The sequence below is a fragment of the Prevotella sp. P2-180 genome (assembly GCF_002251435.1).
Taxonomy (GTDB): domain Bacteria; phylum Bacteroidota; class Bacteroidia; order Bacteroidales; family Bacteroidaceae; genus Prevotella.
In genome coordinates this window covers 24,248-40,851 of record NZ_NPJI01000110.1, presented here as the reverse complement: position 1 = coordinate 40,851, position 16,604 = coordinate 24,248, and the positions used below count along the sequence as shown (strand labels likewise).

Here is a 16,604-nt window from a genome sequence, read left to right as displayed (position 1 = left end):
ATGAAGAAGAAAGTATATATTAAACCCGAGATGAAGGTGTATGAGATTGAACCGACTGTGATTCTGGCTGGTTCAGAAAGAGGTTCTCTTTATGATGATATTCCTTTTGAGGATGAGGTATGTGACAATCCAAGATAAAGGAAATACAAGGGACACGGACCAGGTCCGTGTCCTGCCTCCTCATTTTTTGTAACATTTGAGATTATATTTTTGAATATTCCTGCGGGACAGTGACCTGTCCCCTGTCCTGCCCAAAGAGGAACTATCCAATGTGTACAAGGAGTTGGAGGGAATTGTGGAAGATTTGCCGAGGCAAGGATTTAGAATAAGGAGAAAGAATACTTGCTTATACTACTCCAAGCATATTCTTAAAAGCATTATCTTCTGTCCCTTTTGACGTATATACAATATTTATTTCATTTTGGGAGAATTGAATTTCATCAAACGATATACCATACTCTTTCATATTGTTCTTTATCATCTGCAGTCCATTAGCATCATATACAACAAAGTAGAGGGATTTGGAAATGAAACGGTTGGACGTAATATATTCAAAGAACAGCTTGAAATAGTCAGAATCAGTTATTGAGAGAGAATGACCATATATAATGATATTTTGAGATTTCTTTAGTTGACATAAAAGCTCATCTTTTTCTGTATTTGCGTCAGATTTTAGCAATGGTTTCAAATAATAGTCTTTTGATAAATCATTCTGCTGAACCACTCCCATATCCACACCCAACTTCATCTGAGTTCCGCTTATTGAATCTTTTAATTTGCCATGGATGAAATGAATCTCAGGCTCCGTTATTCCTTCTTTTGCAAATGGATTAGTATAGTTAAAGGTATAAACAATAGAGTTGCTTAGTGTTGTCATAAGACGATAGGCGCAACTGTTGTAGTTGGTCTTAAATTTTGATATGTTTTTATTGAAATAGTCAAGCATAAAATTACTGCATATTTGCCAAAAGTCGTTGAGCCGTTTGGCATCTGCTTGTTCCACGCTCAACACACACTTTCTCAAATATCCCTCTAAGTTATACCAACACTCACCCTCTATCATTCGCTTAATATAAGAGAGATTGTTGTATAGATAAAAGGAGTCTTGCTTAGCTTGGAAGAAATCCTTATAAGAAGTCTTCCAACCTAAGTCCAAATCAAAGCCATTGCCTAAAATAATTAGTGTTTGCATTTCAAATTATTATCTTCCTATTGCCACTTTCGGTATTTTACATTTTCATATTGACGCATTTTAATAATATCTGGTGTGTTATCGACGGAGGAGAACTCTTCTGCAATTTCTTGAGCAAGACATATAGCAGTTTATCGGCTAATAACTCAGAATATTGACCTCTAAGAGCTTTTTCGTACCAATTCACCAAATCGGTCTCAGAAACAACACTTTGAATATGACTTCTCCAACCTATTTGTGACAATAAAGAAACGATTACATCTTTCTCTACGTCTTTACATACGATAATGGGGACTGTGGACAGGTCCGTGTCCTGCCTCATCATTTTTTGTAACATTTGAGATTATATTTTTGAATATTCCTGCGGGACTGTGACCTGTCCCCTGGCCTGATGTCCCATATCCTGTTTTCAAATGCCTGCTCGTTTGTCTTTGTTGTTGTCATTGTTTTGCTTCAACATGTCACACATTAAATCCTCTATTATCTCAGCCTCCTCAATTACCTTTGCCTCGTCTGTAAACGAATACTCCTTTTCATATCTTTCATAACCGTCTGTTTTCACGACAAAGTTCAATTGATTCAGTCCTGCAAGAATATTATCGCTCCATGGAACATCCTTAATCGACATGTTCTGACCAAACACTTTTATAGTATATCCACATTCGTGCGACCATATATCTATTTTGTATTGGCCATCAGGTGTGTCATGTATCAGACCACAATGCTTGGGATTTTGCTTCCACTTCCAGACATTATTATGGTTTTTACTCATCAATATATCAGCAATTCTGTCCTTCATGTATATCGGCAAGTCGGTAAGCATATTTTTGATAGAAATGGCTGTTTTATGATTCTCACCTACTAAGAGTGAATTATAAAATTTCTCAAGAATTACATTGTCCATAATATTTTTGCTTAGTATTTTTATTAGTTCGCTATATTGTCTAATGACTGACACGCAGTCGATATTCTTTGTCTTTAGAGTGCAAGGCTCGAGCCATCCTTCAACGAGGTTCATGCCTTTCTGCCGATATGCTGGAACGATGCACAACAACGGAAGCACGTGTTGCCGGTCTTCGTCTGTCCATGTTGTCTGGTCGGGTATTTTATCTGCGTTCAATGGCAGATATACTATTGCGTCCACCTTGTAGCCTAAGCCAGTCATGCGGTCGTAATATTTTGGAAGTTGCCTATGCGTGTCTGGGGCATTGTTCATCTTGTTTTCTATTATGATGCAGTGCTTCGATGCCTCAGAGCTCACGAGAATGTCTATCCTTCCTGGTTCTCGCTCAGCCTTCGCTGTTTCGTAATCCTGTTTTGATATGCTGACCTTGTTACCAAAACTTTTGTTTATGAAGTCTATGAATGCGAACAGGAAAGCGTTTCCTTCATTATGGTTCTCGGCAGTATCCAAAAACACTCTGATGATATCGCTATGAAAATTCTCACGATAGTAGAGGTCGGATGTCATGGTGAACACGTTGAACGGATTTCCAGACTTAGACTTCTTAACTTTGGAGTATTCCCATCCGATGGCCTTTGAGCCAGACAAGAAGGCTTTGATTGATGCTATGTGGTCACCAATCATCGTTTCGTATCTTTCTATGAATGAGTCAAAACTGTCCATATCGTTAGCACACCTTTAATTTACCTGTCACTACGTCGTTTATTATTATCTGTTTGCGCTCCTGAAGGAGTGAAATCATTTTGTTGCATTGAGAGATTGAGGAGTCGATTTTCAGGGACAGGGGACAGGTCCGTGTCCTGCCTCCTCATTTTTTGTAACATTTGAGATTATATTTTTGAATATTCCTGCGGGACAGTGACCTGTCCCCTGTCCTGGTTTGTTAAACCTGTTATGTCGGCCATCGTTTATTTAAGTTTCGCATTTGCTCAACTTTAGGAGTTAAAAGGAGTTATCGCTTCCTTTGGTCGCTCAGGAAGTTAAAAGCCGCTGGTAAAAGCCTGGCTCGGACCATAGAAAAGCCATATCACAAATCACGAATCTCCTCCTCGCTGAGTCCCGTAGCCTTCTGTATGTCGGCAATACCCAGACCCATGGATTTCAGGTTATGGGCAGTTTGTCTTAGGCCTTCCTTTCTGCCTTCCGCACGACCTTCCTCACGACCTTCCTCACGACCTTCAGCGCGACCTTCCTCACGGCCTTTCTCTAATCCAATCGCCTCGCCTTCCTCACGGCCTTGCCTTACGCCACTGTTATAAAGCGTGGTCTCAGTCCTGATGATGTCCCAAAACTTGTCGTAGCCGAGAAGCTGCTCGGGAGAAAATGCCGATTCCTCTACTACCTCCATCGCCTTGTTTATCTCTGGATTGTCAAGCAACTCCTGCGGGACGGTCTCCATATAGCCATAAATCTCTGTGAGATAGCGCAGCCAAAGGACTTGCATCTTCTTCTCGTTCATGGTGTGAGGAGTGAACTTGGGCAGCTCCACGAACACAAGGTGCAGACCGTCTATCACCTTTTCGGTATGCTTCTCGTGCACCATGCGGTAGTAGTGATAGTATTCGGGAACGTCCTTAAGAAAGACATCGTTGACGAGATTCAGCGAATACACTGGCTCAAGAAGGCGGTAGTCCTCCTTCTTGTCGAGCTGGCGCACGTAAGCCTTGGCAGAGTTGAACATCACCCTCTGCATGAACTCCGGCGACCACACCATCTGCATCTCCACGATGAACTGCCTCCCACGCTGGTCCTTGCACCTCACATCCACGATGCTGAACTTGCGCAGAGGATTGTCCGGCACCATTTCGGGCGTCAGATACTCCACACTCTGTATCTCCTCCCCTTTCTTTAATGGGAGAAGCGCATTGAGCAGGCTGATTACGAGGTCAGGATGCTCGCCGAACACCTTCTTGAAGGTGAGGTCTGCCTTTGGGTCAAGATAACGTTTTGCCATAATTGCACTATTTTGTGTGTGCAAAAATAGGAAAAAAAATCGGGAAACGCAAGGTTTTTATTGTTTTTCTTTCTCTACTCCCCAAAAAAAATATCACTCCTATTTGTGTCATACGACCACATTGTTCTGAGAAACAAGCATATTTACTCAAGGGACAGGGGACAGGTCAGTGTCCTGCCTCCTCATTTTTTGTAACATTTGAGATTATATTTTTGAATATCCCCGCGGGACAGTGACCTGTCCCCTGTCCTGCTTAAAAATACGAAGTCCTGCCGTGGTACGCATTCAAGGAAGAGGCGTGGCAGGAACTGTTGCTGCAAAGGTAAAACATTTATTTGGATTGTGCAAGGAATTTGAGGAAAAAATGTGCAAGGTAAGTGCAAAAAAGCAAGTTTACTTGTTTTTTTTTGCCGAGCCGCAGCCATTTTTATGCAAAAAGTGTGGAAATGGAGGCGATTTTTAACAGATGTTGGGTGTTGGAGATACAAAATGCGGCATCTACAAATCAAAGTGGGGCAACTACAAACCAAATTGGGCGGTCTGAAGGATTGGATGTAACTTTGATAAGGTAAGCTGCACCGTCAACGTTGGTAAAGGCGGATCCTGAAAAGCCTAATGGTAAAGAGAGTAAGGAAAGAAAAGGATTAAGGTTCTATGAATAGAGAAGATTGTGGGGAACTTATGTCGTTCAGAGTTGAATTTGGTCGTATAGTGGCAAGATTTGGCAGGTATCATTGATTTCTATTAATTTTGCATCCAAAAAAGCGGAAGAGCGCGTATTTCAACGTTAAACTATTATAAATATGAATAATTTCCCGAGCATTTTGATGCTTATATGAAAGAATTTGTGTAATTTTGCTGCGCAGATATTATATACTGCACGAAAGTTAAGCCAATAAGTATGGCATATTTAATAACAATAAAAACAGAATTGTAGTGGGGCAGATTGCTTGGATGTCAGTGTTCATGTTTGTTGTTTTCCCGATAGATATAAATGACAATCGACGTCATGTACATGTATTCTATAGAGGCAAACGCGATCAGGAATGTGCTGCAAAATTCTGGATTGAAACTAACGGCGAGAAATGCATTGAGATTGCCTACTCCAAGCTCTCAGCAAAAGAGAATGAAGCCATAATGAAAGCGTTAGATAAAAACTGGGATTTTATCAACGAACAGATTGATAAGACATTCTCAGGTATTAAAACAGAAAGTAAAAGAATTAAATAAAAACAAGACTATGTGTAAGATTCCTAATGTAAATGTTGGAATCAAGTGGCTTGATTTCAATATGCATGGCAAGTTCAGTGTCATGCTCACTGATGGTCGTCAGATTATCGTACCGGTAAGTATGTTCCCCGACATAAAGAACATGTCTCTGAAGCATCGTAATGAGTGGATGATTCTTGACCACCAATATTTCACTTTTGAGCACATGACAAGAGTGTATTCCATCCTTGACATAATGAGTATTAATCAACCCGCTGCATAGTTTTTTTTCTACCCAACATAGATACAATTCGCAACGTATGACAGCATTGCCAATCATATACATTACACGATATAACCGCCTAATCCTTAACGATTTAGGGGGAGGTACTTGCTATAGCATAGCATCGTCAGCGATATATAACATCACATAAAGAGCCTTCCGCAGGTTGAGGGACAGGGGGTTGTCTGCCCCGTGAGCAGGGCTTCCACGAGTGTTTTCATGGTTGTTTCATAGTCAACGAATTCAGTACAAGGTCAACAAAAGAATATGAAAAGTCAACTGATTCCGTACGAGGTCAACTTTTTCAGGCAAAGAGTCAACCGAATCAGGAAAGACAGTCAATCTTTTTAGATGTCATAGTCAACGATTTTAGTACGTAAACATATTTTAAGTTAAACCAAGCTCTGAGAGAGTCAACCTTATATAGGAAAAGACATAGGAAAAGACAGTATATTCACAAATACACAGATTCACAGTTTGATATTATAAGGGTCATATTTTCCGATTTTTACTTATTATATTATTATATATATATAATAATAATATAATAAATATTTTTCAAAAAAGGGATGCCAGAATATCAAACTGTGAATCTGTTAATTGTGATAATTCACAGATTTACAGATTCACAGTTTTATATTCCATTCATACCCTAGATGTGTATTCCACCTCATGTCTACTGGCTTGCAATTGCGCGATAATTGGCGCGCAAAAAATTGTCAGTAGAAAAAATTGTGTAAAGGAAAGTGTATGTTAAATAAACATAATGCACGGAAATTAATCATGCAATTTATTGCATGATTAAAAATTTTGTAGTATCTTTGCAGCGTGTTAGAAAAATTTATTGTTTAATTTAAAAATTAGAGTGTTATGACAATTAAAGTAAAAGCGCAAGAGCGTAAGCTCATGGTCGGCCCTAGGGCTGGTAAGTACGTCTACCAGATGGCCGCAGAAAAGTATTCATCTCTCTCTGAGAGCAAGATGATTGAGGAGGCTTCTCTTCGATCGGGTATCCAAAAGGGTGCTCTCCAAGCCGCGTTCTCTGCTTGCGGAGACGTGATTAAGGCGTGGGCTACTGAGGGCCATTCGGTGCCGGTGCCGGGACTGGGAACAATGCGATTCGGTCTGAACGCAAAGAGCGTGGAGGACGTGAACATGGTGGCGTCGAGCCTCATCACTACCCGAAAGATCATCTTCGTGCCTTCTAGCGACGTGAAGAAGGAACTGATGAACACCGCAGTGAGCATCACCTGCTACGACCGCAACGGAAAGGTGGTGAAGCGTGTGAACTCCAGTGACTCTGGCGTGATAGAGGACCCTGAGAATCCGAGTGGAGGTGAGGATGCCGGTGCCGGCGGAAGCGACAGCGGTGGCGACGACCTCGGACAGTAAACTTTAAAAGGTAAAACCTTAAAGATTAAAAGGTAAACCTTAAAGAAGTGGTAATTCCCTACGAAGGGTATTATTTAAACCAAAGAGATAAAGAGGGAAAGAGTTTTAACCTCTATCATTATACAAAAACTCTTAAACTCTTAAACTCTTTGGTAAAATAAAGTAAACTTTTAAAAATTACGATTATGAGTACAACTAATAAAACGAATACTTGGAAGCTGATTCTTCAGCTGATTGTGGCCGCACTGTCGGCAATAGCTACCACGCTCGGAGTGACGAGCTGTATGGGTGCCAATGTGTACTTCTAAATGACTCGACTTTGGCAGAACCTCTTCGCTGCCAAACATAAAAAAGGGGAAGTTATTCGGCATTGTGCCTTTTAACTCCCCTTTGTCGTGGTTTTATGATATTGTTTTTGTGTGTGGTGTGTCTTTTATACAAGGTGTGATATGAGGTCTTCGCGGTCGCCTTCGAGCATGTCTACAACAGGAATCTCGATCATGGTGTAGCAGCCGGGTTGCTGGCGCATTGAGGCACGGGCTACGTTGACGAGCACCTGACCGGTGAGGGCGGGATTGTTGATGCTCATGTTGAACTCCAGACGCTGGTTCTGGGTCTGGCCGCTGACACCCTTGCGCACGAGGTTTACGCCATGGCCCATGTCGCGGACATCGTCAACCGAGGCTACCTGGAACACGTGTGTCTCGTCGTTGGCGAAGTATGGGTCTGCCTTTATGGCCTTTGTTACCTCTTCGAGAGTGTAGCCTTCTTCGAGCTCAACGTATACCATGCGGCGATGGATTCCCTGGCCGAGAGGAATTGTCATAGAGAGGGCGTTTTTCACACCTTCCTTTGAGCGAACGCAAACGGAGTGACCCATCGACATGCCCGGACCGAAGTTGGTGTAGCTCAGTCCCTTAGGAGCAAGACTCTGCATGAGTGTGCGCACGATGGAGTCGGATCCCGGGTCCCAACCGGCAGCAATGACCGATACGGTGTTAGTAGCCTTGTTTATAGGCATGAGTTCGCGACGGTAGTCGAGGATGCTTGTGTGGATGTCGAAGCTGTCGACGGTGTTGATGCCCAGTGGCAGAATGTCTTTGGCAAAGTCTGGGCATGAGCGTGTGGGCGCTGCCAAGATAGCCACGTCGACATCCTTAAGTTCGCGGATGTTTTTCACCACTTCATACTGTGCCAGTTCTGCGGGTTTGTTTTCGGCACCATTACGTCTTACGATGCCGGCGATTTCAAAGTCGCCTGCTGCTTCGAGAGCCTGTACGGTGTATTTTCCGATGTTGCCGTATCCTACTACGGCTGCTCTGATTTTTTTCATTTCTTTTATCGTTGTTTGATTATATTGCTTTAATTCGGTTGCAAAATTACTCTTTTTCCGTGAAATATGTGTCATTTTGGAAGAAAAAAATAATAAAATGTTGGAGTTTTGTTGAATTGATATTTTTATTGAACCAAAATACAATAATCTGTAAGTAAAAACGTCTTTATATATGAAGAATCTTAGTTGACGAGTCAACTCGTCAACTAATAAATATAATAATATGATTGATTATATAAAAGGTGAACTGTCTGAACTTACTCCGGCCATGGCGGTGGTGGAGGCTGCTGGAGTAGGCTATGCGATGAACATATCGCTCAACTGCTATTCTGCCATTCAGGGTAAAAAGGATGTAAAACTCTATGTGTATGAGTCGATTAGGGAGGACGCTCATGTGTTGTTTGGTTTTGCGTCAAAGAAGGAGCGTGAAATGTTTCTGCTACTAATCACAGTGTCGGGGGTGGGGCCAAACACTGCACGTATGGTGCTCTCGTCGATGAGTCCCGCAGAGCTGTGTAACAGTATCTCCACGGGCAACGAACGCATGATAAAGACGATAAAAGGTATCGGGCTGAAAACGGCTCAGCGCATTATTGTTGACTTGCGCGACAAGATTGTGTCGTTGGGTATTGCCGAGGAGATACCTGCCGGAGGATCTATGGAAAACCCAGTGGACAACAAGGTGAAGGAGGAGGCAGTGAGCGCACTTACGATGCTTGGCTTCTCGCCTGCTCCGTCGCAGAAGGTGGTGATGCAGATATTGAAGGACAATCCCACTGCTGCTGTGGAGCAGGTGATCAAGATGGCGTTGAAGATGATAAAGTGATGAATTTCAACTCTGCTTCGAGCATTTCGAGTTTGGGCATGGCGAAGCCTGCTGCGCGAGCTTCTGCTATAGGTCGGGTGTAGAGATAGTTTATCTCCATGGGCCGATGAAAATCGAAATCGAGCTTCATGCTTGGAGAGTAGGGCGGCATCTTTATGGTGTTGGCTATCATCTTGTCGGCAAATCGAGTGTCGAGGTTTTTCACGCCTAATGCCTGTGCGGCTCCTATGACCTCAAGCATCTGGTCGTAGATGAGGCGATGAGTGGACTCGCAGGAGAGCAGGCGGTTGGTGGTGGTGTTGAGAGCCACGGTCATTCCGTTGAACGGCATGTTCCACACGGCCTTCTTCCATCGTGCCTCAAGATACTCCACGTCGGCGGCTCCTATGCCTGCGGCACGGAAGTCGGCGAGCATCTGCCCGTAGCGTTGAGGGTTGTGGCAACTGTAGTTGCCAATGTTGATGTTGCCGTAGAACTGGTGGTTGATATGTCCAGGTCCTGCTTTTGCGGAACAGATGAACGCCATGCCCGCTGCTATTGGCTGCGAGGGGAATAGCTGCTGGACGTCGGCTTCAACACCGATGCCGTTTTGTATGAGCAGGATGATGGTGTCGGGCTTGAGAAGCGGCGGAAGGAGTGAGGGCAAAAGATGGTTTTGGGTGGTCTTCAGGGCCACGATGACCACGTCGCATTGTGGCATCTCTGAGGTGGAGTCATACACTTTAGGCGAGGGAAGTGTGAAGTTTCCGTCGCACGAGTCGATGGTGAGCCCGTGGTCGACTACGTATTGGTAGTCGGTGTGAAGCAGGAAGTGGACCTCGAATCCCGCCTTGTCGAGTCGGGCGCCATAGAAACCTCCTATAGCCCCTGTTCCAATTATTGCATATTTCATAATTTGCTTGCTTGTTTTAAAAAAGTAGGGCTGTCTCACGACAGCCCTTACCAGTAACGTTTTCTAACTAACTTATTATCAACTATTCATTACTCAATTTCAAAAATTTGGTGCAAAGTTACACCTTTTTTATTAAAATCCACTACTTTTTTGGAAAAAAATAACGTAAACGTTTGCATTTTTCGACAAATCGCCGTATATTTGCAGTCGAAAAGGTCAAAAACCTAAAAAAAAAGACTCCTAACGAGAAATGAACAACACGAAACATAGAACATCGTTGAAGGATTTGGCTGCACGACTTGGTGTGAGCATAGCAACCGTAAGCCGAGCCCTGCGCAACAGCCCGGAGATAGGACGGGAGATGCAGGAGAGGGTGAAGGCACTTGCCAAGGAGCTGAACTACAGGCCTAATCCTTTCGCCCGAAGCCTCAGAAGGGAGGCTCCGAGAATTATTGGCGTGGTGGTGCCTAATCTGGTGACCCACTTCTATTCTGCCGTGCTTGACGGCATAGAGGAGGAGGCGTCAAAGTCGGGATATTCCATCATCAGTGCCAACAGCCATGAAGACTGTCTCCTGGAGGCAAAGGCTGTTGACACGTTTATCGACATGCATGTGGAGGGCATCATTGCCTGTCTTGCGCAAAACACCACCGACTACTCTCACTTTGAGGAAATTGCCGATATGGGCATTCCGCTCGTGTTTTTCGGACGTACTTGCATGACCGACAAGTTCTCGACAGTGACCGCAAACGGCGACGAAGCGGCGCAACGGGCCACCGACCACCTGATAAAGACCGGAAGCCGACGTATCGCTTTTATTGGCGGACCAAACCATATCGACATGGTGAAACGCAGAAAGCATGGATATCTTGAGGCGTTAAGGGAACACCGCATACCAATAGACAGGGAAGTTGTGGTGTGTGACAAGATAGACTACAACACGGCATTGGAAAACACCCTGAAGCTCTTGAGCCGCGACGACAGACCCGATGCCATTCTTGCCTTCAACGACATAATCACATTTGCGGCTTACGCAGCCATTAGGCAGCTGAAACTGAAAATACCTGACGACGTGGCGCTGATTGGCTTCTCTGACGATGTGCACACGGAATATGTGACACCGAGAATGAGCGTGATTGCCGACAGGTCGAGAGACATGGGGCGAGAGTCGTGCCGACTGTTGTTGAAGGCCATCGACGGAGACACAAAGGTGAGAAAGGTGATAGTACCGCAGAAACTCGTTATCAGAGAGACTTCGGCTAAGCGACAATAGAACATTTATATAATAACACAACTAACATTCAACTTAAAATGTACTACAGCAAACATAACTCATACAGGCTGATATTGGCATTGCTGCTCATGATGGCTTCAATATATGCCAATGCGGATAAGCCTGACCTGAAATTCAGACGACTTGACACCAGAAACGGACTGTCAAACTCACAGGTAAACTGCATTCTTAAGGACTCGAAAGGCTTTGTGTGGATTGGTACGCAGTATGGACTGAACAGATATGACGGATACCGCTTCCGGGAGTTCCATTCCAACATAAAGGACAGTACGGCGCTGCTCAGCGATTATGTCGATAATCTTTTTGAGGATGTAGACGGAAGAATTTGGGTACAGCAGGAACTGAAATACTGTGTATATGACCCAAAGACCGAGCAGTTTGAGCAGAACCTCTCGCCATGGCTGAAAAAGGCTGGAGCGGAAGGTGCCGTGGAAAAGGTATATATAGACAAAAGAAAGAACTACTGGATAAAGGTTTGGGGAGGAAAGCTTTACTACTACAATCCAAGCAAGAATATCAAGTCGAGCTTTGTAGTGGACGACGCAAAGTATGGACCCAATTCCGGATTGTCGTCGTTTGACTCTTACGGGAAACACACGGTGATGATACTGAAAAACGGAGTGATTGCCGCTCTAGACGGCGACAAGGGAAAAGTGGTCTGGGTGAGCAACTACGTAAAGCAAAGACAGACGGCTGATGTCGTGAACAACAGTATATATATTGACCATGACAGAAACTACTGGGTGATGACGGATGGAGACTGCTATGTGTATATGCAGAAAACAAGAAAATGGTATAATGGCGTGAACCATCTGCTCAGAAAGCTCGGGTTTGCTGATGTGCCTAAGGTGGAGATGGTGACGTCGGCTATGGAAGACAGAAACGGACACATGTTTCTTGGTACCAACCATTCAGGATTGTTTGTCCTGGACTTTGCAAAAAAGAGAATATACCAATACGAGAAAGATATAAATAACGAAACAAGCTTTTCTGACATAAACGTGGTTTGTCTTTACCTTGACCGTAGTGGACAGATGTGGATTGGTACATACATGGGGGGTGTGAACCAGGTGGTGTTTGGCAATACTTACGTGAGCAAACTGAAGACCGGAAGCGTGAACACTGTGACTGAGGACAAGGAAGGCAACTACTGGCTCGGAACAAACGAGTCGGGCATATACCGATATAATCCTATTACGGGTGAGAGCCGACATTTCACAGCTGCCGACGGACTTACGTCGAACATTCTTGTGGCAAGTCTTTGCGCAAGCGACGGAACATTGTGGTTCGGAACTTACGGAGGTGGCCTGTTGCACTATGCCAACGGGCGATTTACCGCAATGAGGAAAGGAACCATTGGCGACGACAACGTGTGGGCTGTGGTGGAAGCACCCGACAAAAATATCTGGATAGGCACACTGGGAGCGGGAGTGCAGTGTATTAACCCGGAAACGGGAACCGTTGATACTTACAACAGCAAAAATTCAAGAATTGCAAGCGATTATGTGTCGTCGATGCAGATGACGTCGGAGGGATGGATCGTTGTGGGAACATCGAACAACTACTCGCTTATTGACCCGAAGACAAGGAAGGTGGTGAACATGAAACTTGACCAGGACTCAACGAGAATGACCGTGGTGACTTCGTCGAATACCCAGGTGTTTTCAGACAGCCGCGGACTGATATGGTATTGCTCGGCAGCTGGAGTTCACGTACTTGACAATGCCACTGGAAGAGTGACACTGTTGGACCAAACCACCGGATTGGCTGGAAATGCGGTGTATTCAGTGGTAGAAGACAACAATAAAAATATTTGGGTGGCTACTGAATATGGTGTGTCGCTGATATTGCTCAAATACGACGACGGACAGTGGCAGATGGATATACGAAACTACAACAACCGCGACGGACTGCTGCCTGGACCTTACAACCAGCGATCGTCGTTCCTGACACACGACGGGAAGATACTTGTTGGTGTCACCAATGGCCTTAATATCATAAAGCCTGACCAATTGGGTAGCCGAAAGGTAGTAGGCCGCCCGTTGTTTAGCGGACTGATGCTTTACGGCCAGCAGGTTGAGGTGGGCAAGAAATATAACGGTCGCGTCATATTGCCAGAGGCGCTCAACGAGATACGCCACATGACACTGAGCTACAAAGAGAACATGTTTACCATACAGATGGCTTCCGACCAGGGACTTATCAACAACCGCTCGCAGTATGTTTACCGGTTAGAGGGATTTAGCGACAAATGGATGAAGACCGAAATAGGCAATCCGAACATATCCTTTGCAGGATTGGCTCCCGGGACATACAAGCTGGTTGTGAAGCTGCTTGACGACTGTAACCAGATAGGTGCTGAAGAAAGCTGCATGGAGATTGTTATTAACCCTCCGTTCTGGAGAACATGGTGGGCATACCTTATATATATTATATTGGCGGGTGTGTTGCTATGGATGTTGCATCGACGCGAGGTGAAGAAACTGCGCCTTGAAAAAATAAAGATGGTGGCGGAGACGGAGAAGCGCAAGAGGCGTGAGGCTGCAAGCGCTTACGATAACATGAGCGACAATCTGCGTCACTCGTTTGATGATATTTTCTCAAAGCTCGACTCCTTAATGAGCAGTGAGGATAATGAGGAGAGATATGAACAGCAACAAGAAGTTTTCTCGATGGTAGAGTCGCTAATGTCGGATGTGAACGAGAAAAATACTCAGCCGGCTGAAGAGAAACAAGGGTTTATAAGACCCACTATCTCCGATATGCAGATAGTGAGTCTTGACCAGCGTCTGGTGAATTCGGCCACGGAATATGTTGAGTCAAACCTGTCGAACAGTGACATCTCGGTGGAGACGATGAGTGAGGCATTGAATATGTCGCGTGTACATTTATATAAACGTCTTACTGCCATCACTGGTCAGACTCCATCGGAGTTTATTCGCGATATTCGTCTTCGTCATGCAGAGCAACTCATTCTTAAGAGTCAGCTCTCCATAAGCGAAATAAGCTATAAGGTCGGATTCAACAATCCCCGCTATTTCACAAAGTACTTTAAGGATAAATACGGGGTGATACCGTCGCAGTATAAGAAGAATGAAGAATGAAAAATGATTCTTCATTCTTCATTCCTCATTCTTCATTTATCAAAGTTCTACCGTCATTCCGGCAATGAACCATGTTCCGGGCTGCGGTACGCAGCCGTAGTCCACGTAGGTCTTGTCGAAAATGTTGTTGGCCTCGAGATAGAGTTTATACTTCGGGGCTGTCCATGAAAGACGGGCATCGACGATGGAGTAGGGGGTGAAGGACTTCACCTCGCCGTCGAAATCGGTGAAAGTGCCGCGGCGGTCTTGCCAACGGAAGTTAACTCCAAGGTCGAGACGGCTCCAGAGGTTGAGCTGCAGGTTGGATACGAGCTTGTGGCGAAGATATTCCAATGAATACTTGCTTTGAACGTCAGCGGCTATGTCTTTCTCCTGGAACAGATAGTTGTATGACGTGTTCCATGACTTTAGCAACGATTGTGTGGGGAGCAACTGCCGGAAGTTGAGGTTCAGTTGGGCGCCGAATCCGGTAGCCTTCACCTCTGTGAAGTTTACCGACTGCCATGGAGCGTCTGCCCCATCGGAAGTATAGCGAATCCAGTCTATCATGTTTTTCCAATTGTTATGGTAGACACTGGCCTGGGCGGTGACACCATTGATGGAGTATTTCAATCCTCCTTCTATTGCACTCACTTCTTCGGGCTTGAGATTCTTGTCTGCCACGTGTCCTCCCACAGAGTAGTAAAGTTCTGTGACTGAGGGCATTCGGAGCGAGGTGTTGTAGGAAGCGAAGATTTTCCATGCGTTGCCTATGCGATAGCTCGCGTCAACACCCGGATAGACCTTCATGTTCATTCCGTTCCATGAATTTTTTACAGCCACCAATCCTGCCGACAGTGTGAAGCGGTGGAGCAAAATGTTGTGTTCCACCACAAAGCTTACGTTGGTGCGGTTGATGCCGTGGTCGTAGTAGCGGTCGGTGCCGCTGATGTGGTGAGGATTGTCGAGAGGCTCGCCGAGGTTGCCGCTCAAGAGGTCTTCGTTGCGCAGTTCGGCTCCAACGGCTGTTCGTCCGAGAATCCAGTCAAAATAACCATTGAGGTTGACGCCGAAGATGTCGGTGCGGTGATAATTGAAGGGATAGGTGTTTGGGGCGTCGCGGAAGAGTTCGAAGCGGTCTTCCGAGTGATTCCAGTATATTGATGGCTTTAGATGGAATCGTCCGCGCTTGGTCTCTGCCTGAAGGGCTGTGTAGGTTTTGAGTGTGTGCTCATATTGGTCGTCCCATTTAGCTCCGTAGAATGTGTTTGAGCCATAGCCCTTTGCCGAGAGTCCCGCGTGCCAGTTGACGTAGATGTCAGTGTCGTCGTAAGACCCCTGGTAAAAAGCCTTCCCGCCGCTGTAGTCGGCGTTGAGCCCGCCGTTTTTGTTGCGTGAGTAGCCATCGGAGCGGGTGTAGCTTCCCGAGAGCTGGTTGTTCCACTTGCCGCATGCCACGTTTGCCCTTGCCCCGGCAGAGAGATAGCCGTAGCTTCCGCCTTCGATATGTGCGGATGCGCTGGTGGAAGAATGTGGACGTGTGACGATGTTGATGGCACCGAGAAGGGAAGAGGTTCCGTAGACTCTTCCGGCTGGCCCTTCCAGCACTTCTATGCGTTCGATTTCGCTAATGTCGACTGGGAAATCGAAGGCATTGTGTCCGGTTTGCGGGTCGCAAATGTTGATGCCGTTGAGTAGGATGGTGATTTGCTCGTAGTTACCGCCTCGGATGCTAATGTCGGTTTGCGCGCCAATTGGCCCTCGCTGTCTGACATCTACGCTTGCGGCGTATTTCAGCAAATCGTTAACACTTTGTACCGGAGCCGCTTGAATATCGGCGCGTTCCAGTACAGTTACCATTCTCGCTGCTTGGGCTCTTGTGAGTGGTGCCCTTGAGCCGGTGACGCTCACTTCGTTGAGTGTCATCTCGCGGTCGGTCTTGGTTGCGATAGTGTCTGCCGACACAGGTTTCATGCTCACGCTTCCTGCGCTTGCATGTTGAAGTGTGGCAACGCTGAGAACGCTGATGAGCACCTCGCGTCCAAGAACCGAGAACAGTGAGTATCCTTTGCGTCCAAAACGCTTGAACACCACTGTGCCCTGCTTCTTGTTTGAATTGTTGTTGTACATTGTTTATTTATTATGTGTTAAAAAACGGGTGCAAAGGTACAAAAAAAATGAA

General features: G+C 45.3%; 15 protein-coding genes. 8 read left to right on the top strand and 7 right to left on the bottom strand.

What is annotated here, in order from left to right; genetic code table 11:
- Nucleotides 1–138, top strand: a complete 138-nt coding sequence (locus CIK98_RS18385; RefSeq protein WP_172409989.1) for a hypothetical protein — start codon at nt 1–3, stop codon at nt 136–138.
- A 208-nt stretch (nt 139–346) separates the two neighbouring features.
- Here the strand turns inward: CIK98_RS18385 and CIK98_RS15480 are convergent, their stop codons facing one another.
- The 4 genes from CIK98_RS15480 to CIK98_RS15465 form a co-directional block, all read right to left on the bottom strand.
- Nucleotides 347–1,192, bottom strand: a complete 846-nt coding sequence (locus CIK98_RS15480; RefSeq protein ID WP_094385826.1) for an AbiH family protein — start codon at nt 1,190–1,192, stop codon at nt 347–349.
- A gap of 37 nt (nt 1,193–1,229) precedes the next feature.
- On the bottom strand, nt 1,230–1,514 hold the full coding sequence (locus CIK98_RS19090) for a HaeII family restriction endonuclease (RefSeq protein ID WP_371683281.1): 285 nt from the start codon (nt 1,512–1,514) through the stop codon (nt 1,230–1,232).
- An 87-nt stretch (nt 1,515–1,601) separates the two neighbouring features.
- A complete protein-coding gene (locus CIK98_RS15470; RefSeq protein WP_094385823.1) occupies nt 1,602–2,819 on the bottom strand; it encodes a PD-(D/E)XK nuclease family protein in 1,218 nt (405 codons plus the stop codon).
- 364 nt (nt 2,820–3,183) lie between these two features.
- Nucleotides 3,184–4,110 carry an Rpn family recombination-promoting nuclease/putative transposase gene (locus tag CIK98_RS15465; protein WP_094385821.1) on the bottom strand — a complete coding sequence of 309 codons (927 nt, stop codon included), beginning with the start codon at nt 4,108–4,110 and terminating at the stop codon, nt 3,184–3,186.
- Nucleotides 4,111–5,046: 936 nt separating this feature from the next.
- On the opposite strand from CIK98_RS15465, the gene CIK98_RS15455 reads away from it, so the two are divergent.
- The 4 genes from CIK98_RS15455 to CIK98_RS18380 all read left to right on the top strand — a co-directional run bounded on the left by CIK98_RS15455 (nt 5,047) and on the right by CIK98_RS18380 (nt 7,302).
- Nucleotides 5,047–5,340 carry a DUF4160 domain-containing protein gene (locus CIK98_RS15455; protein ID WP_141210567.1) on the top strand — a complete coding sequence of 98 codons (294 nt, stop codon included), beginning with the start codon at nt 5,047–5,049 and terminating at the stop codon, nt 5,338–5,340.
- 10 nt (nt 5,341–5,350) lie between these two features.
- Nucleotides 5,351–5,602 (top strand): hypothetical protein, encoded by a 252-nt coding sequence (locus CIK98_RS15450; RefSeq protein ID WP_094385816.1) that lies wholly within the window; start codon nt 5,351–5,353, stop codon nt 5,600–5,602.
- An 870-nt stretch (nt 5,603–6,472) separates the two neighbouring features.
- On the top strand, nt 6,473–6,994 hold the full coding sequence (locus CIK98_RS15445) for a DNA-binding protein (protein ID WP_094385814.1): 522 nt from the start codon (nt 6,473–6,475) through the stop codon (nt 6,992–6,994).
- 185 nt (nt 6,995–7,179) lie between these two features.
- Nucleotides 7,180–7,302 carry a smalltalk protein gene (locus tag CIK98_RS18380; protein ID WP_172409793.1) on the top strand — a complete coding sequence of 41 codons (123 nt, stop codon included), beginning with the start codon at nt 7,180–7,182 and terminating at the stop codon, nt 7,300–7,302.
- A 125-nt stretch (nt 7,303–7,427) separates the two neighbouring features.
- On the opposite strand, the gene CIK98_RS15440 is transcribed toward CIK98_RS18380, so the two are convergent.
- Nucleotides 7,428–8,327 carry a diaminopimelate dehydrogenase gene (locus CIK98_RS15440; protein ID WP_094386213.1) on the bottom strand — a complete coding sequence of 300 codons (900 nt, stop codon included), beginning with the start codon at nt 8,325–8,327 and terminating at the stop codon, nt 7,428–7,430.
- 223 nt (nt 8,328–8,550) lie between these two features.
- Between CIK98_RS15440 and ruvA the strand changes: the two genes are divergently transcribed.
- Entirely contained in the window at nt 8,551–9,153 is a 603-nt protein-coding gene (ruvA, locus tag CIK98_RS15435) for a Holliday junction branch migration protein RuvA (RefSeq protein ID WP_094385812.1), read from the top strand.
- On the opposite strand, the gene CIK98_RS15430 is transcribed toward ruvA, so the two are convergent.
- Nucleotides 9,125–10,045: a 2-dehydropantoate 2-reductase gene (locus CIK98_RS15430; protein ID WP_094385810.1), complete on the bottom strand. Its 921-nt coding sequence runs from the start codon at nt 10,043–10,045 to the stop codon at nt 9,125–9,127. The genes ruvA and CIK98_RS15430 overlap by 29 nt on opposite strands.
- 250 nt (nt 10,046–10,295) lie before the next feature.
- Between CIK98_RS15430 and CIK98_RS15425 the strand changes: the two genes are divergently transcribed.
- Together CIK98_RS15425 and CIK98_RS15420 are read left to right on the top strand one after the other, a co-directional pair.
- Nucleotides 10,296–11,318 (top strand): LacI family DNA-binding transcriptional regulator, encoded by a 1,023-nt coding sequence (locus tag CIK98_RS15425; RefSeq protein WP_094385809.1) that lies wholly within the window; start codon nt 10,296–10,298, stop codon nt 11,316–11,318.
- Nucleotides 11,319–11,356: 38 nt separating this feature from the next.
- Nucleotides 11,357–14,443, top strand: coding sequence for a two-component regulator propeller domain-containing protein (locus CIK98_RS15420; protein WP_094385807.1), 3,087 nt, complete (start codon nt 11,357–11,359; stop codon nt 14,441–14,443).
- 39 nt (nt 14,444–14,482) lie between these two features.
- Here CIK98_RS15420 and CIK98_RS15415 read toward each other — a convergent pair whose 3' ends face one another.
- A complete protein-coding gene (locus CIK98_RS15415; RefSeq protein WP_094385805.1) occupies nt 14,483–16,552 on the bottom strand; it encodes a TonB-dependent siderophore receptor in 2,070 nt (689 codons plus the stop codon).
- Nucleotides 16,553–16,604 lie beyond the last annotated feature (52 nt).

Bases quoted from the DNA above. Each gene is read 5' to 3' on its own strand.
- CIK98_RS15440 (WP_094386213.1), bottom strand. From the start codon at position 8,327: ATGAAAAAAATCAGAGCAGCCGTAGTAGGATACGGCAACATCGGAAAA.
- CIK98_RS15415 (WP_094385805.1), bottom strand. From the start codon at position 16,552: ATGTACAACAACAATTCAAACAAGAAGCAGGGCACAGTGGTGTTCAAG.
- CIK98_RS15425 (WP_094385809.1), top strand. From the start codon at position 10,296: ATGAACAACACGAAACATAGAACATCGTTGAAGGATTTGGCTGCACGA.
- CIK98_RS18385 (WP_172409989.1), top strand. From the start codon at position 1: ATGAAGAAGAAAGTATATATTAAACCCGAGATGAAGGTGTATGAGATT.
- CIK98_RS15470 (WP_094385823.1), bottom strand. From the start codon at position 2,819: ATGGACAGTTTTGACTCATTCATAGAAAGATACGAAACGATGATTGGT.
- CIK98_RS15445 (WP_094385814.1), top strand. From the start codon at position 6,473: ATGACAATTAAAGTAAAAGCGCAAGAGCGTAAGCTCATGGTCGGCCCT.
- CIK98_RS15430 (WP_094385810.1), bottom strand. From the start codon at position 10,045: ATGAAATATGCAATAATTGGAACAGGGGCTATAGGAGGTTTCTATGGC.
- CIK98_RS15465 (WP_094385821.1), bottom strand. From the start codon at position 4,110: ATGGCAAAACGTTATCTTGACCCAAAGGCAGACCTCACCTTCAAGAAG.
- CIK98_RS15420 (WP_094385807.1), top strand. From the start codon at position 11,357: ATGTACTACAGCAAACATAACTCATACAGGCTGATATTGGCATTGCTG.
- CIK98_RS19090 (WP_371683281.1), bottom strand. From the start codon at position 1,514: ATGAGGCAGGACACGGACCTGTCCACAGTCCCCATTATCGTATGTAAA.
- CIK98_RS15480 (WP_094385826.1), bottom strand. From the start codon at position 1,192: ATGCAAACACTAATTATTTTAGGCAATGGCTTTGATTTGGACTTAGGT.
- CIK98_RS18380 (WP_172409793.1), top strand. From the start codon at position 7,180: ATGAGTACAACTAATAAAACGAATACTTGGAAGCTGATTCTTCAGCTG.
- ruvA (WP_094385812.1), top strand. From the start codon at position 8,551: ATGATTGATTATATAAAAGGTGAACTGTCTGAACTTACTCCGGCCATG.
- CIK98_RS15450 (WP_094385816.1), top strand. From the start codon at position 5,351: ATGTGTAAGATTCCTAATGTAAATGTTGGAATCAAGTGGCTTGATTTC.